Below are 15,011 nucleotides of genomic sequence, written 5' to 3'. Positions count from 1 at the left end.
TAGGGGCGTGGAAAGCATGATCTTCGGACGGGTTCGGGTCGGGCACGCTGTTGGGTGTCTGAGGGAATGAACTCCCTCATGATGCCGACCCCGGTGAAAACCTGCGTGAGTGGGTTGTGACGGGTGGTTGGTCGTTGTTTGAGAACTGCACAGTGGACGCGAGCATCTGTGGCCAAGTTTTTAAGGGCGCACGGTGGATGCCTTGGCACCAGGAACCGATGAAGGACGTGGGAGGCCACGATAGTCCCCGGGGAGCCGTCAACCAGGCTTTGATCCGGGGGTTTCCGAATGGGGAAACCCGGCAGTCGTCATGGGCTGTCACCCATACCTGAACACATAGGGTATGTGGAGGGAACGAGGGGAAGTGAAACATCTCAGTACCCTCAGGAAGAGAAAACAACCGTGATTCCGGGAGTAGTGGCGAGCGAAACCGGATGAGGCCAAACCTACGACGTGTGAGACCCGGCAGGGGTTGCGTCGTGGGGGTTGTGGGATCTCTCTTCTGTCGTCTGCCGGCGACAGGACGAGTCAGAAACCGTTGATGTAGGCGAAGGACATGCGAAAGGTCCGGCGTAGAGGGTAAGACCCCCGTAGTCGAAACGTCAACGGCTCGTTTGAGAGACACCCAAGTAGCACGGGGCCCGAGAAATCCCGTGTGAATCTGGCGGGACCACCCGCTAAGCCTAAATATTCCCTGGTGACCGATAGCGGATAGTACCGTGAGGGAATGGTGAAAAGTACCGCGGGAGCGGAGTGAAATAGTACCTGAAACCGTGTGCCTACAAGCCGTGGGAGCGTCGCGTTGCATGCTTGCATGCAACGTCGTGACTGCGTGCCTTTTGAAGAATGAGCCTGCGAGTTTGCGGTGTGTTGCGAGGTTAACCCGGGTGGGGTAGCCGTAGCGAAAGCGAGTCCGAACAGGGCGTTTCAGTAGCACGCTCAAGACCCGAAGCGGAGTGATCTAGCCATGGGCAGGTTGAAGCGGAGGTAAGACTTCGTGGAGGACCGAACCCACCAGGGTTGAAAACCTGGGGGATGACCTGTGGTTAGGGGTGAAAGGCCAATCAAACTCCGTGATAGCTGGTTCTCCCCGAAATGCATTTAGGTGCAGCGTCGTGTGTTTCTTGCCGGAGGTAGAGCACTGGATAGGCGATGGGCCCTACCGGGTTACTGACCTTAGCCAAACTCCGAATGCCGGTAAGTGAGAGCGCGGCAGTGAGACTGTGGGGGATAAGCTCCATGGTCGAGAGGGAAACAGCCCAGAGCATCGACTAAGGCCCCTAAGCGTACGCTAAGTGGGAAAGGATGTGGAGTCGCAGAGACAACCAGGAGGTTGGCTTAGAAGCAGCCACCCTTGAAAGAGTGCGTAATAGCTCACTGGTCTAGTGATTCCGCGCCGACAATGTAGCGGGGCTCAAGCGTACCGCCGAAGTCGTGTCATTGCAGCGTATAGCCCCAACGGGTGCTGTGATGGGTAGGGGAGCGTCGTGTGCCGGGTGAAGCTGCGCCGGAAGGCAGTGGTGGACGGTTCACGAGTGAGAATGCAGGCATGAGTAGCGATTCACACGTGGGAAACGTGTGCGCCGATTGACTAAGGGTTCCTGGGTCAAGCTGATCTGCCCAGGGTAAGTCGGGACCTAAGGCGAGGCCGACAGGCGTAGTCGATGGATAACCGGTTGATATTCCGGTACCCGCTGTGAAGCGTCAAACATTGAACCAGGCGATGCTAAGTCCGTGAAGCCGTCCCGGAGCCTTCGGGCAAAGGGAAGTGGTGGAGCCGACGGACCAGACTTGCAGTAGGTGAGTGATGGGGTGACGCAGGAAGGTAGTCCATCCCGGGCGGTGGTTGTCCCGGGGTAAGGGTGTAGGCCGTGCGATAGGCAAATCCGTCGTACATTGAGGCTGAGACCTGATGCCGAGCCGATTGTGGTGAAGTGGATGATCCTATGCTGTCGAGAAAAGCCTCTAGCGAGTTTCATGGCGGCCCGTACCCTAAACCGACTCAGGTGGTCTGGTAGAGAATACCGAGGCGTTCGGGTGAACTATGGTTAAGGAACTCGGCAAAATGCCCCCGTAACTTCGGGAGAAGGGGGGCCATCACTGGTGAGAGGACTTGCTCCTTGAGCTGGGGGTGGCCGCAGAGACCAGCGAGAAGCGACTGTTTACTAAAAACACAGGTCCGTGCGAAGCCGTAAGGCGATGTATACGGACTGACGCCTGCCCGGTGCTGGAACGTTAAGGGGACCGGTTAGTCACATTTCGGTGTGGCGAAGCTGAGAACTTAAGCGCCAGTAAACGGCGGTGGTAACTATAACCATCCTAAGGTAGCGAAATTCCTTGTCGGGTAAGTTCCGACCTGCACGAATGGCGTAACGACTTCTCGACTGTCTCAACCATAGGCCCGGTGAAATTGCACTACGAGTAAAGATGCTCGTTTCGCGCAGCAGGACGGAAAGACCCCGGGACCTTTACTACAGTTTGATATTGGTGTTCGGTTCGGCTTGTGTAGGATAGCTGGGAGACTTTGAAGCGATCACGCCAGTGGTTGTGGAGTCGTCGTTGAAATACCAGTCTGGTCGTGCTGGATGTCTAACCTGGGTCCGTGATCCGGATCAGGGACAGTGTCTGATGGGTAGTTTAACTGGGGCGGTTGCCTCCTAAAGAGTAACGGAGGCGCCCAAAGGTTCCCTCAGCCTGGTTGGTAATCAGGTGTTGAGTGTAAGTGCACAAGGGAGCTTGACTGTGAGACCGACGGGTCGAGCAGGGACGAAAGTCGGGACTAGTGATCCGGCGGTGGCTTGTGGAAGCGCCGTCGCTCAACGGATAAAAGGTACCCCGGGGATAACAGGCTGATCTTCCCCAAGAGTCCATATCGACGGGATGGTTTGGCACCTCGATGTCGGCTCGTCGCATCCTGGGGCTGGAGTCGGTCCCAAGGGTTGGGCTGTTCGCCCATTAAAGCGGTACGCGAGCTGGGTTTAGAACGTCGTGAGACAGTTCGGTCCCTATCCGCTGCGCGCGCAGGAACATTGAGAAGGGCTGTCCCTAGTACGAGAGGACCGGGACGGACGAACCTCTGGTGTGCCAGTTGTTCTGCCAAGGGCATGGCTGGTTGGCTACGTTCGGGAGGGATAACCGCTGAAAGCATCTAAGCGGGAAGCCTGCTTCGAGATGAGTGTTCCCACCTCCTTGAGAGGGTAAGGCTCCCAGTAGACGACTGGGTTGATAGGCCAGATCTGGAAGCCCTGTAAGGGGTGGAGGTGACTGGTACTAATAGGCCGAGGGCTTGTCCTCAGTTGCTCGCGTCCACTGTGTTGGTTCTGAAACCACGAACAACCCCATGCCATGGTTCATGGTGTGGTGCGGTTGATGTGTTTCATAGTGTTTCGGTGGTTATAGCGTGAGGGAAACGCCCGGTTACATTCCGAACCCGGAAGCTAAGCCTTACAGCGCCGATGGTACTGCAGGGGGGACCCTGTGGGAGAGTAGGACGCCGCCGAACAATTTTTGGAGAAACCCCGCACTTCGGTGCGGGGTTTCTTGTTTTTGAGCCCCTCTTTTAAGCCCTTTCCTCCGGAGGGGCTTTTCTGTTTTCTACAAGCGCCCTGCCGCCTTCAGTGCCAGATATGCGTCGGCCAACGTGGGCGCCAGTTCCTCGGGCGTTGCGTCGACGACGGCGACTCCATGGCGCCGGAGCTGTTCGGCCGTACGGTGGCGTTCCGACTGGGCCTGGGCTGCTGCTGCCGCTTCGTAGACCGCGTCGACATTGCCTCGGGCCGCTGCCATGCGGGCGATGTGGGGGTCGGCGACGGAGGCGACGAGGACCGTGTGGCGCTGGGTGAGCTGAGGGAGGACGGGGAGGAGGCCCTCTTCGACGGGGGCCGCGTCGAGTGTCGTCAGCAGGACGAGCAACGTGCGGCGGGGCGCTGTACGGAGGATCGTCGAGGTGAGGGCGCGGGCGTCTGTTTCTACCAGTTCCGCTTCCAGGGTTGCCATGGCGTTGACCAGGGAGGGTAGGACGTCCCGGGCGGTGCGGCCCTGGACCAGGGCGCGGGTGCGGCGGTCGTGGGCGAGAAGGTCGACGCGGTCGCCGGCGCGGGAGGCGAGGGCTGCCAGCAGGAGGGCGGCGTCCATCGCGGCGTCGAGGCGCGGTGCGTCGTCCACGCGGCCTGCGGAGGTGCGGCCGGTGTCGAGGACCAGGAGGATGCGGCGGTCGCGCTCGGGGCGCCACGTGCGCAGGGCGACGGTGGTCTGGCGGGCGGTGGCGCGCCAGTCGATGGAGCGGGTGTCGTCGCCGGGGACGTACTCGCGGAGGCTGTCGAACTCGGTGCCCTCCCCGCGCGTGAGGACGCTGGTCCGGCCGTCGAGCTCCCTGAGGCGGGCCAGTTTGGCGGGGAGGTGTTTGCGGCTGGTGAACGGGGGGAGAGCGCGGACCGTCCAGGGGACCTTGTGGGTGCCCTGGCGGGTGAAGAGGCCGAGGGGGCCGTACGAGCGGATCGTGACGCGGTCGGCCTGGTGGTCGCCGCGGCGGGTCGGTCGTAGGCGGGTGATGACGCGGCGGCGCTCGCCGGTGGGGATCGTAACGGGGTGGCGGTCGGTCTCCGGGGCCGTGCTGGGAGGCCAGGCGTCGCGGAGGTCTGCCTTGAGGGGGCGGCGGGACGGGTTGGTGACCGTCAACGTGACGTCTGCGGGCTCACCCAGGCGGGTAGTTGTGTCGCCGGAGCGGGTCAGGGAAAGTCGTCGTACGGGGGCCGCGAGGGCGAAGTCGCAGGCGCAGGCCAGCGCCAAGGGGGCGTTGACGGCCAGGATGCCTGTCCAGCTCGGGTCCCAGAGGCCGACCGGGAGGGAGCCGAGGGCGGCGATGAGGGCGGCGCGGCCGGTGAGCGCCATCAGCGGGGGACGGGGACGTGGGCGAGGACAGAAGTGATGACGGAGTCGGCGGTGACGCCCTCCATCTCGGCCTCGGGGCGGAGCTGGACGCGATGCCTGAGCGTCGGCAGGGCGAGGGCCTTCACGTCGTCCGGGATGACGTAGTCGCGGCCCGTGAGCCACGCCCACGCGCGGGAGGCCGCCAGCAGAGCGGTCGCTCCGCGCGGGGAGACGCCGAGGGTCAGCGACGGGGATTCGCGGGTGGCGCGGCAGATGTCGACGACGTACGCGGTGATCTCGGGGGAGACGGTGGTCTTGGCGACGGCCGCGCGGGCTGCTTCGAGGTCGGCGGCGGTTGCCACGGGGCGTACGCCGGCGGCGCGCAGGTCGCGGGGGTCGAAGCCCTCCGCGTGGCGGGTGAGGATGCCGATCTCGTCCTGGCGGGAGGGCAGGGGGATCGTCAGTTTGAGGAGGAAGCGGTCGAGTTGGGCCTCGGGGAGGGGGTAGGTGCCCTCGTACTCGACGGGGTTCTGGGTCGCGGCGACCAGGAACGGGTCGGGGAGGGGGCGCGGGGTGCCGTCGACGGTGACCTGGCGCTCCTCCATGGCCTCCAGGAGGGACGACTGGGTCTTCGGCGGGGTGCGGTTGATCTCGTCGGCCAGGAGGAGGTTGGTGAAGACCGGGCCGGGCTGGAAGGAGAACTCGGCGCTGCGGGTGTCGTAGACGAGGGAGCCCGTCACGTCGCTCGGCATGAGGTCGGGGGTGAACTGGACGCGCTTGGTGTCGAGGTCGAGGGCGGCGGCCAGGGCGCGGACCAGGAGGGTCTTGGCGACGCCGGGGACGCCTTCGAGCAGGACGTGGCCCCGGCACAGGAGGGCGACGACGACGCCCGTGACGGCGGGGTCCTGGCCGACCACGGCCTTGGCGATCTCGGCGCGCAGGGCCTCCAGGGAGGCGCGGGCGGCGCTCGGGTCGCCGGTGTTCCCGGCGTTGTCAGTGGTCGGGTCCATCATGGACGGCGTACCTCACTTTCGAGGGCGTCGAGTCGGTCGGCGAGGGCGGTCAGGGCCGTGTCGTCGCCTGGCGGGGGGCCGAAGAGGAGGGGGTGCAGGGTCTGTCCGTCGGCGCCGAGCCGGTCGGACAGGGCGGGGATCAGGGTCTCGGGCGTGTGGGCCCGGGCGGCGGGGATGCCGAGGAGAGGGGCGAGGCGGATGCGGGTGGCGGAGCGCAGGGCGTCGGCGGCGCGGTCGCGGGCGTCGGCCCTGCGGTAGAGGCGGGCGCGGCCTTCGACAGTCTCGGAGGCGCGGATCGCGACCGGGAGGCGTTCGGGGACGAGCGGGCCGAAGCGGCGGGCGCGCCACAGGGCGGCGAGCGCGGCGGCGACGAAGAGTTGCAGGGTGCCCCACAGCCAGCCGGAGGGGAGCAGGTCGAGGAGGCTCTTCTCCTCCTGCGGGGCGGCGGTGGCGTCGGAGAGCGAGGGGAGGTACCAGACCAGATGCGGGCGGGAGCCGAGGAGTTGGAGGGCGAGGGAGGCGTTGCCCTGCTCGTCGAGGCGGTCGTTGAGGAGGATGTCGGGGGCGCCGAGGACGATCGTGTCGCCGTCCCCGGAGTCGGCGGGGACGCGCAGGAGGGTGGCGAGGCGGCGGCTCGGGTAGCACTCGTCGATGCCCTGGCGGGTGACGGTGTAGCGGTGGCCGCCGGTGTCGGCGGCGCCCGCGCGGTGGGCCTCGGGGAGCGCGCAGCCGGGGTCGAGGGTGGTGTCGCGGCTGGTCGCCGGGTCGGCGACGACCCCGGGGGCGAGGGTCTGGACGGACCAGCTGCCGGGGGCGACGAGGACGGTACGGCCGCCGGAGCCGGCGGTCGTGGCGCGCAGGTCGCTCTGCTGGCGTTCGGTCAGCAGGTCGGGGACGGCGACCAGGAGGGTGCTGTCGGGGCCTGCCGCCGCGCGCGCGGCGGCCAGCGTGGTCACCACGCGCGTGGTGACGCCCCGGTCGGTGAGGAGTTCGGCGATCGCGCGGCTGCCGTAGGGGTCGGCGGAGCGCGGGTCGAGTTCGCCGTGGTGGGTGTCGGACTGGAGCGCGGCGACGGTGACGCCCGTGACGAGGAGGAGGGCGGCGGCGAGGGCGACGCCCCGCGCGCGGGTCCACAGGTGGCGGGCGGTGGGGGAGGCCGAGGTGGTCATCGGGCGGCCCCCTGGCGGGCCGTGAGCCGGGGCTTCGTACGGTCGACGGTCTCGTCGAGGCCGGCGATGCGCCGGTACGACTGTTCGCTCGCGGACCGGCCGCCGTACGTGACGTCGTCGAAGGCGCGGGCGGCTGCGTGCAGGCCGTCGGCGTGGTCGGGGAGGGCGCGGGCGGCTTCGGCGGCGGCCTCGTCGGCGGTGCGGCCGGGGCGGGCGTCGAGGAGGGCACGCTCCTCCAGGGCGCGGACGATGGCGCGCATCCGCTCCTGGACGGCCTCGTTCCAGTGGCCGTGGGCGGCGTGCTCCTCGGCGGCGGCGCGGTGGTCGGCGGCGCTGCGGGTGCGGGCGCCGAAGAGGGCGTCGGACGGGGAGACGGGCGTACGGCGGGGGATGCCCAGGCGCCACCACAGGGCGGCTGCGACGGCGATGACGGCCAGGGCGATGACGGCGAGGCCGAGCGGGCCGCCCGGGGTGGCGCCGGACGCCGTGTCGAAGAGGTCGCCCAGCCACTTCCAGAAGGCGTTTAGGGCGCGCTGGACGAGGTTGGGGTCGTTCTCGTGGTACAGCCGCCTGGACAGTTCGCGGCGGGCCGCCTCCCGCGCGGGATCGCGGGGTGTGGTCAGCGGCGGTGTGTCGTCCGAGGCCGCCGCCGACCACAGGGCCCTGACCGTTCCCCCCGTCCGGTGCACGCCGTCAGCTCCCGGGGGTGGCGCCGGTGGTGCCGTAGTCCTGGAGGCCGGCGGCGCGGGCGAGTTCGAGGTCGAGGGCCTCGCGCCGGATGCGCTGGTCGACGTACAGGAGCACGGAGACGCCCGCGGTGATCGGGAACGTGATCATGTAGCCGATGACGGCGCCGATGCCGCTGATGATCAGGTACGTCCAGCCGTAGGTGACGGCGGGGTCGGTGACGAAGCCGTTCAGGCCGCCGTCCCCGAGGGCGGCGCCGACCAGGGCGAACGGGACGACGACGATCATCGCGAGGATGTTGGAGATGATCGTCCCGAGCAGCTGGATGCCGAAGACCCGCCACCAGGAGCCGCGCACCAGCTTGACGGAGCGGCCCAGCGCCTGCTTGATGCCCTGCTTCTCCAGCATCAGCGCGGGCGGCGCGAGAGAGAAGCGGACGCCGAGCCAGATGGCGACGGCGAGCCCGGCGAAGATGCCGACGAGGGCCAGGGCGACGCCGGCCGCCGTGGCGCCGCCCGCGGCGGCCAGGAGGATGCCGGGCAGGGCGCCGACGACCATCGTGCCGACCACGAGGACCATCATCAGCAGGATCAGCGCGAACAGGCGCGGCAGGCGCGGCAGGGCGTCGCGCCAGGCTTCGCCGGGCGAGACGGCCTTGCCGAGGATCGCGCGGCTGACGACGGTGGTGAGCAGGGCCGTCGCGATGATCGTGCCGATCAGGGAGACCGCGTAGACGACCGTCGAGGCGGTCATCGAGTCGCCCAGGGCGCGGCTGACCTCGTCGAAGCTCGCGTTCGGGTCGCCGATGGCGTCCGTGCTCGCGTCGTCCAGGAGCAGGCCCTGGACGAGGACGGTGATGATCTCCACGACGACGGCGACGGCCAGGGAGATGCCGAGGACCGTGCGCCAGTACGTGCGCATGGTGGAGACCGCGCCGTCGAGGATCTCGCCGACGCCCAGGGGGCGCAGCGGGATGATGCCGGGCTTGGCGGCGGGCGGGGGGCCTCCCCAGCCGGTGCCCCAGCCGCCGGTCCCGTAGGCGCCGCCGGGGTGGGTCGTCGGGGCGTTCCAGCCCGTGGGGGCGCCCGGGCCCGGTGGGGGCGGCGGGGGCGTCTGGCCGGGCGTCTGGCGCGTGGGCGCGGTCCACTGGCCGGCGGGCGGCTGTTTCTCGGACCACTGCGTGCCGGAGTCGGACGGTCGGCCGTCCCGCTGGTCCGAGGGCGGGGTGGACTCCTGTCCTTCGGGGCCCTCGGGGGCCGATCCGGGCGAGGCCCAGCCCGGAGTGTCGTTCATCGTCGCTCCTTCACGGCGCCGGTCCGCGGTCGCGGCGGCAGGTTGGGTGCCATCGTGTCATGGGGCACCGACAGCGGGACCGGCCGAGGTGGGGGACCGCGAACCTTCCATGGTCCGGCGGATCCTGGGCAGACTCACCGCATGGCTGATCCGTACACGCGCACGGGAGACGACAACCACCCCACCGGGATACCGGTGATCCGATGGGAGGAGCTGCCGGAAGGACCCGTTCTGGTCCTTCTCGACCAGACGAGACTGCCCGCCGATGAGGTCGAGCTGGTGTGCACGGACGCGTCCGTGCTGGTGGAGGCGATCAGATCGCTCGCCGTGCGCGGGGCGCCGCTGCTGGGCATCGCCGGGGCGTACGGGGTCGCGCTCGCCGCCGCGCGCGGGTTCGACGCCCAGGAGGCGGCGGCGGCTCTCGCGGGCGCGCGCCCGACCGCCGTGAACCTCTCCGTCGGCGTGACGCGGGCCCTGGACGCGCACCGGGCCGCGCTCGGTGAGGGCGGGGACGAGAAGCGGGCCGCGCAGGCTGCGCTGGCGGCGGCGCGGCGGCTGCACCAGGAGGACGCCGAGGCCAGCGCCGGGATGGCGCGGCACGGGCTCACGCTCCTCGACGAGCTGCTGCCGGGCGGCGGGCACCGGATCCTCACCCACTGCAACACCGGTTCGCTGGTGTCCGGCGGGGAGGGGACGGCGTTCGCGGTGGCGCTGGCCGCGCACCGAGCGGGGCGGCTGCGCAGGCTGTGGGTGGACGAGACGCGCCCGCTGCTCCAGGGGGCGCGGCTCACGGCGTACGAGGCGGCGCGCAGCGGGATGGCGTACACGCTGCTCACCGACAACGCGGCGGGGTCGCTGTTCGCGGCCGGGGAGGTCGACGCGGTGCTGATCGGGGCGGACCGGATCGCGGCCGACGGGTCGGTGGCGAACAAGATAGGGAGCTATCCGCTGGCGGTCCTCGCGCGCTACCACCACGTGCCGTTCGTCGTGGTCGCGCCGGTGACGACGATCGATCTGGCGACGCCCGACGGAGCGTCGATCGAGGTCGAGCAGCGGCCCGGGTACGAGGTGACGGAGGCCGTCGTACCGCAGGCGCCGGTCGTCGGATCGGGCGGCGGGATTCCCGTCGCGCCGCTCGGCACCCAGGCGTACAACCCGGCTTTCGACGTGACGCCGCCCGAGCTGGTGACGGCCGTCGTCACCGAGGAGGGGGCCGTCTCGCCGGTGACCGCGGAGGCGATCGCCGGGCTGTGCGCGAGGTCACGGCGGGTGACGATCTAGCCGTACGCGGGTGCGTGGGCGCGGGTGGGAGGGGGCCTGGGCAGACAGTGACCGGTCGGTGCGGCTATGGTCACGGGTCAGTGACCTGCCTCACCTGCGCTCCAGGCACCGTTATGAGAATGGGATGATGTCGTTTATGAAGGGACGAGTCCTTGTCGTCGACGACGACACCGCACTGGCCGAGATGCTCGGCATCGTGCTGCGTGGTGAGGGTTTTGAGCCGTCTTTCGTAGCCGACGGTGACAAGGCGCTGGCTGCTTTCCGGGAGGCCAAGCCGGATCTGGTGCTGCTGGATCTGATGCTGCCCGGAAGGGACGGCATCGAGGTGTGCCGGCTGATCCGGGCGGAGTCCGGAGTGCCGATCGTGATGCTCACGGCGAAGAGCGACACCGTCGACGTGGTGGTGGGCCTGGAGTCCGGGGCCGACGACTACATCGTCAAGCCGTTCAAGCCGAAGGAGCTGGTCGCGAGGATCCGCGCGCGCCTGCGGCGGTCCGAGGAGCCGGCGCCGGAGCAGCTGACGATAGGCGACCTGGTCATCGACGTCGCCGGGCACTCGGTCAAGCGTGACGGGCAGTCGATCGCGCTGACGCCGCTGGAGTTCGACCTGCTGGTCGCGCTCGCGCGCAAGCCGTGGCAGGTCTTCACCCGCGAGGTGCTCCTCGAACAGGTGTGGGGCTACCGGCACGCCGCCGACACCCGCCTGGTCAACGTGCACGTGCAGCGGCTGCGCTCCAAGGTCGAGAAGGACCCGGAGCGGCCGGAGATCGTCGTGACCGTCCGCGGTGTCGGTTACAAGGCCGGGCCGAGCTGACATGTCCGGGGACAGTGCCGCTTCGGCGCCAGGCCGGTCAGGGGCCCGGCCGCAGCGGCCTGTCGGCCGGGAGAGCGATCAGGCTCTGAGGGCCCTGAAGGGCCCCAGGACGGCCAAGGACCGCTTCGGGCGGCTCCTGGACGGCGGACTGCTCCAGGGCGGCGTGCAGGGCAGCCCAGTGCTGCGGCTGCTGCTGCGCTGGGTACGGCGTCCGCTGCTGCCGGTGATGCGGCTGTGGCGGCGCAACATCCAGCTCAAGGTGGTCGTCACCACCTTGCTGATGTCCCTGGGCGTCGTCCTGCTGCTCGGGTTCGTCGTCATCGGGCAGGTCCGCAACGGCCTGCTGGACGCCAAGGTGCGCGCCTCGCAGAGCCAGGCCACCGGCGGGTTCGCCGTCGCCAAGCAGCAGGCCGACACGGAGGCCGCCGGCGACGGGCCGGCCTCCTCCACCGACCGCTCCGCGCAGAACGTCAGCCCGTGGCTCAGCGTCCTCGTGTCGTCGCTCTCCAGCGGCGGCCAGGGTGCCTTCGACGTCGTCACGCTGCCCATCGGCGGCGGTGAGGGCGGGCCGGGGCCGCGTGCCTCCGGGGGCGTGAGCCCCACCGCGAGCGTGCCGGACGCCCTGCGCGCGCGGGTGAACGACTCCACCTCCGCCGCCCAGAGCTACACCCGCATCCGCTACGACAGCGGCAAGGAGTCGCAGCCCGCGCTGGTCATCGGCAAGCGGCTCAGCGACCCCAACGGCGCCGCCTACGAGCTGTACTACCTCTTCCCGCTCACCCAGGAGGAGAAGTCCCTCAGCCTCGTCAAGGGCACCCTGGCGACCGCCGGGCTCTTCGTCGTCGTCCTCCTCGGGGCGATCGCCTGGCTCGTCGTACGGCAGGTCGTCACGCCCGTGCGGATGGCCGCCGGGATCGCCGAACGGCTGTCCGCCGGGCGGTTGCAGGAACGGATGAAGGTCACCGGCGAGGACGACATCGCGCGCCTGGGCGAGGCGTTCAACAAGATGGCGCAGAACCTCCAGCTGAAGATCCAGCAGCTGGAGGACCTCTCGCGGATGCAGCGCCGGTTCGTGTCCGACGTGTCGCACGAACTGCGCACCCCCCTGACGACCGTACGGATGGCCGCCGACGTCATCCACGACGCGCGCGAGGACTTCGATCCGATGACCGCGCGCTCCGCCGAGCTTCTCGCCGACCAGCTGGACCGGTTCGAGACGCTCCTCGCCGACCTGCTGGAGATCAGCAGGTTCGACGCGGGCGCTGCGGCGCTGGAGGCCGAGCCGATAGACCTCCGGGAGGTCGTACGGCGGGTCGTCGACGGGGCCGCGCCGCTCGCCGAGCGCAAGGGGACGGCCGTACGCGTCGTCGGCGATCAGCAGCCCGTCGTCGCCGAGGCCGACGCGCGGCGCGTGGAGCGGGTGCTGCGCAACCTTGTCGTCAACGCCGTGGAGCACGGTGAGGGGCGGGACGTCGTGGTGAAGCTGGCCGCCGCCGGGGGGGCCGTCGCCGTCGCCGTGCGCGACTACGGCGTCGGGCTGAAGCCCGGTGAGGCCACGCGCGTGTTCAGCCGGTTCTGGCGGGCCGACCCCGCGCGCGCGAGGACGACCGGTGGGACCGGGCTCGGGCTGTCGATCGCCCTGGAGGACGCGCGCCTGCACGGCGGGTGGCTCCAGGCGTGGGGCGAGCCCGGGGGCGGCTCGCAGTTCCGGCTGACGCTTCCCCGTACGGCCGACGAGCCGCTGCGCGGGTCGCCGATACCGCTGGAGCCGAAGGACTCGCGCAGGAACCGGGGGGCGGACGGTGCCTCTCGCTCGCGCGTGAAGAGCGCGACCGTGCCGGTGCAGCAGAGTGGCGACCGGCTTCCGCGCGTGGGCGCTGTCGCCGCCACGGCGGATCCGACGGCGTTGCCGGGGAGCGGGGCGCGGGTCATACCGCGCGCGGGAGGGCCGGTTTCGGTGGAGGAGCCGGCTTCGGCAGAGGTGCGGCTGGGCGGTGCTTCCGGCCTGTCCAGCGAGGAAGGGGAGGCCGCTCGTGGGCGGTGAGGGGGGTGTCCGGCGGGTGCCGGGGCGGGTTGCCGCGTACGTCGTCTGTGGGGCCGTTCTGCTGAGCGGGTGTGCCTCGATGCCCGACCACGGGGATCTGCGCGGGGTGGAGTCGACGCCCCGGCAGGACACGCAGGTGCGGGTGTTCGCGATGCCGCCGCAGGAGGGGGCGACGCCCGGGGCGATCGTCCAGGGCTTCCTCGAAGCGCTGACCAGCGACGATCCGGACTACGCGACGGCCCGTAAGTACCTGATCGGCAAGGCCGCCAAGACTTGGGACCCGGAGAGCTCGACGACGGTCCTGGACGTCGGCCCGCAGCCGATGCAGGAGCGCCCGGGCGGGCGTGAGGGCGGTGCGGACATGTCGATCACCCTCGACGGCGAGCGCGTGGCCGCTCTGGACGCGCAGCAGTCGTACACGCCTCAGGTGGGCAAGTACCGGCAGACCCTGCACCTCGTGCAGGACGACAAGGAGCAGTGGCGGATCGACGAACTGCCCCAGGGCGTCGTCATGGGGCGGTCGGACTTCGCGCGCAACTACACGTCCGTCAACAAGTACTACTTCGCCTCCCGCGCGCGCGTGGGGACCGTGCCCGCTGCCGTCGCGGACCCCGTGTACGTGCGCAAGCGCGTCGACCCGACGACCCAGATGGTGCGCTCCCTGCTCGACGGGCCCACGAACTGGCTGCGGCCCGTCGTCCGGTCGGGCTTCCCCACGGGTGTGGCCCTCGCGGACGACGCCGGGCCGCTCGTGCCGAACGACCAGAACAAGCTCACCGTGCCGCTCGACGGCAAGGCCGCGGGCGTGAAGCAGGGCAAGTGCGACGAGATGGCCGCGCAGATCCTGTTCACCCTCCAGAGCCTCACCCCGGTCGTCGACGAGGTCGAGTTGCAGGCCGACGGACGGCGGCTGTGCTCGCTCGGTGCGGGGCGCTCGACCGGGATCGCCGCGCGCGGGTCCGCGCAGAGCCCCGGGCACCTGTACTTCATCGACGGTGAGCACCGCCTCCAGTGGATGGCGGCCGACGGCAACGACGCCGCGCCCGAGTCCGTGCCCGGCGCGTTCGGGGACGGCGGCAAGGCGCTGCGGTCCGTGGCCGTGTCCCGCGACGAGCACGAGGCCGCCGGGGTCACGCTCGACGGCAAGCAGCTGTACGTCACCTCGCTGGCGTCCGGCAGCCAGCTCGGCAACCCCGTGCTGGCCAGCGCGGGCGCGACCGAGAAGGACCGGTTCACCACGCCCACCTGGGACGCGCAGGGCGATCTGTGGGTCGCCGACCGCAACCTCCTGACGCCCCGGCTCTACCTGCTCGCCAAGGGCGACGACACGCCCGTCGTGGTGAGCACGCCGGGTCTCGTGGGGCGGATCAACGCGGTGCGGATGGCGGCCGACGGGGTGCGGGTCGCGCTCGTCGTCGAGTCCGGGGGGCGGCAGTCGCTGCTCGTCGGGCGGGTCGAGCGGGACGAGGGCAGTGATGGCCGCGAGACCGTGTCCGTGCAGGAACTGCGGTCCGCCACGCCCGAGTTGGAGCAGGTGACCGCTGTGTCCTGGGCCTCCGACAGCCGGCTCGTCGTGGTCGGCAAGGAGACCGGCGGGGTCGAGCAGGTGCAGTACGTCCAGTGCGACGGGTCGGTGCCGGAGACCGGTGCGCTGCCGGGGCTCACCGAGGTGCAGAGCATCGCCGCGTCCGAGGACAGCGAGGCGCCGTTGTTCGCCACGTCCAAGGACGGGTTGCTGTGGCTGCCGGGTGGGAGCGGGTGGCGGACGCTGAAGCCGACGGCTTCGGTGGCGTTCTATCCGGGGTGAACTCGGGGGTCTGCCACCGGGGTCGGGGGGTAGT

At 69.6% G+C, this 15,011-nt stretch carries 9 protein-coding genes and 2 rRNA genes; 6 read left to right on the top strand and 5 right to left on the bottom strand.

From position 1 onward, the window contains the following. Nucleotides 1–170: 170 nt before the first annotated feature. Nucleotides 171–3,294, top strand: a 23S ribosomal RNA gene (locus ACQCO7_RS16550). 91 nt (nucleotides 3,295–3,385) lie between these two features. Further along, nucleotides 3,386–3,502: ribosomal RNA gene (gene rrf, locus ACQCO7_RS16545) — 5S ribosomal RNA — on the top strand. A 92-nt stretch (nucleotides 3,503–3,594) separates the two neighbouring features. Here the strand turns inward: rrf and ACQCO7_RS16540 are convergent. From ACQCO7_RS16540 to ACQCO7_RS16520, 5 genes are read right to left on the bottom strand one after another with little or no spacing between them, the layout of a single operon-like run. Next, nucleotides 3,595–4,890, bottom strand: a complete 1,296-nt coding sequence (locus ACQCO7_RS16540) for a DUF58 domain-containing protein (RefSeq protein ID WP_464072553.1) — start codon at nucleotides 4,888–4,890, stop codon at nucleotides 3,595–3,597. Next, nucleotides 4,890–5,879, bottom strand: a complete 990-nt coding sequence (locus tag ACQCO7_RS16535; protein ID WP_464072552.1) for an AAA family ATPase — start codon at nucleotides 5,877–5,879, stop codon at nucleotides 4,890–4,892. Before ACQCO7_RS16535 ends, ACQCO7_RS16540 begins: the two co-directional genes overlap by 1 nt. Further along, nucleotides 5,879–7,051, bottom strand: a complete 1,173-nt coding sequence (locus tag ACQCO7_RS16530; RefSeq protein WP_464072551.1) for a DUF4350 domain-containing protein — start codon at nucleotides 7,049–7,051, stop codon at nucleotides 5,879–5,881. Before ACQCO7_RS16530 ends, ACQCO7_RS16535 begins: the two co-directional genes overlap by 1 nt. After that, the gene (locus ACQCO7_RS16525) at nucleotides 7,048–7,740 is read right to left on the bottom strand and encodes a DUF4129 domain-containing protein (RefSeq protein ID WP_464072550.1); all 693 of its coding nucleotides are present in this window, start codon (nucleotides 7,738–7,740) and stop codon (nucleotides 7,048–7,050) included. Before ACQCO7_RS16525 ends, ACQCO7_RS16530 begins: the two co-directional genes overlap by 4 nt. A 4-nt stretch (nucleotides 7,741–7,744) precedes the next feature. Continuing rightward, nucleotides 7,745–9,031, bottom strand: coding sequence for a DUF7847 domain-containing protein (locus tag ACQCO7_RS16520; protein WP_464072549.1), 1,287 nt, complete (start codon nucleotides 9,029–9,031; stop codon nucleotides 7,745–7,747). Between the two features lie 141 nt (nucleotides 9,032–9,172). Here ACQCO7_RS16520 and mtnA point away from each other — a divergent pair, with 141 nt between their 5' ends. The 4 genes from mtnA (at nucleotide 9,173) to ACQCO7_RS16500 (ending at nucleotide 14,977) form a co-directional block, all read left to right on the top strand. Next, entirely contained in the window at nucleotides 9,173–10,312 is a 1,140-nt protein-coding gene (mtnA, locus tag ACQCO7_RS16515) for an S-methyl-5-thioribose-1-phosphate isomerase (RefSeq protein WP_464072548.1), read from the top strand. A 124-nt stretch (nucleotides 10,313–10,436) separates the two neighbouring features. Then, entirely contained in the window at nucleotides 10,437–11,126 is a 690-nt protein-coding gene (gene mtrA / locus ACQCO7_RS16510) for a two-component system response regulator MtrA (RefSeq protein WP_005316841.1), read from the top strand. Nucleotide 11,127: 1 nt separating this feature from the next. Further along, entirely contained in the window at nucleotides 11,128–13,170 is a 2,043-nt protein-coding gene (gene mtrB / locus ACQCO7_RS16505) for an MtrAB system histidine kinase MtrB (RefSeq protein ID WP_464072547.1), read from the top strand. Further along, on the top strand, nucleotides 13,160–14,977 hold the full coding sequence (locus tag ACQCO7_RS16500; RefSeq protein WP_464072546.1) for an LpqB family beta-propeller domain-containing protein: 1,818 nt from the start codon (nucleotides 13,160–13,162) through the stop codon (nucleotides 14,975–14,977). The genes mtrB and ACQCO7_RS16500 overlap by 11 nt, the downstream gene beginning before the upstream one ends. The last annotated feature ends 34 nt before the right edge of the window (nucleotides 14,978–15,011 follow it).

The organism is Streptomyces saintjeani (assembly GCF_055409605.1).
Note: the sequence above shows the minus strand (reverse complement) of the source record. Positions and strands in the feature narration are given on the sequence as shown.

Coding starts and splice junctions, on each gene's coding strand:
- mtnA (WP_464072548.1), top strand. CDS start 9,173: ATGGCTGATCCGTACACGCGCACGGGAGACGACAACCACCCCACCGGG.
- ACQCO7_RS16520 (WP_464072549.1), bottom strand. CDS start 9,031: ATGAACGACACTCCGGGCTGGGCCTCGCCCGGATCGGCCCCCGAGGGC.
- mtrA (WP_005316841.1), top strand. CDS start 10,437: ATGATGTCGTTTATGAAGGGACGAGTCCTTGTCGTCGACGACGACACC.
- ACQCO7_RS16535 (WP_464072552.1), bottom strand. CDS start 5,879: ATGGACCCGACCACTGACAACGCCGGGAACACCGGCGACCCGAGCGCC.
- mtrB (WP_464072547.1), top strand. CDS start 11,128: ATGTCCGGGGACAGTGCCGCTTCGGCGCCAGGCCGGTCAGGGGCCCGG.
- ACQCO7_RS16540 (WP_464072553.1), bottom strand. CDS start 4,890: ATGGCGCTCACCGGCCGCGCCGCCCTCATCGCCGCCCTCGGCTCCCTC.
- ACQCO7_RS16530 (WP_464072551.1), bottom strand. CDS start 7,051: ATGACCACCTCGGCCTCCCCCACCGCCCGCCACCTGTGGACCCGCGCG.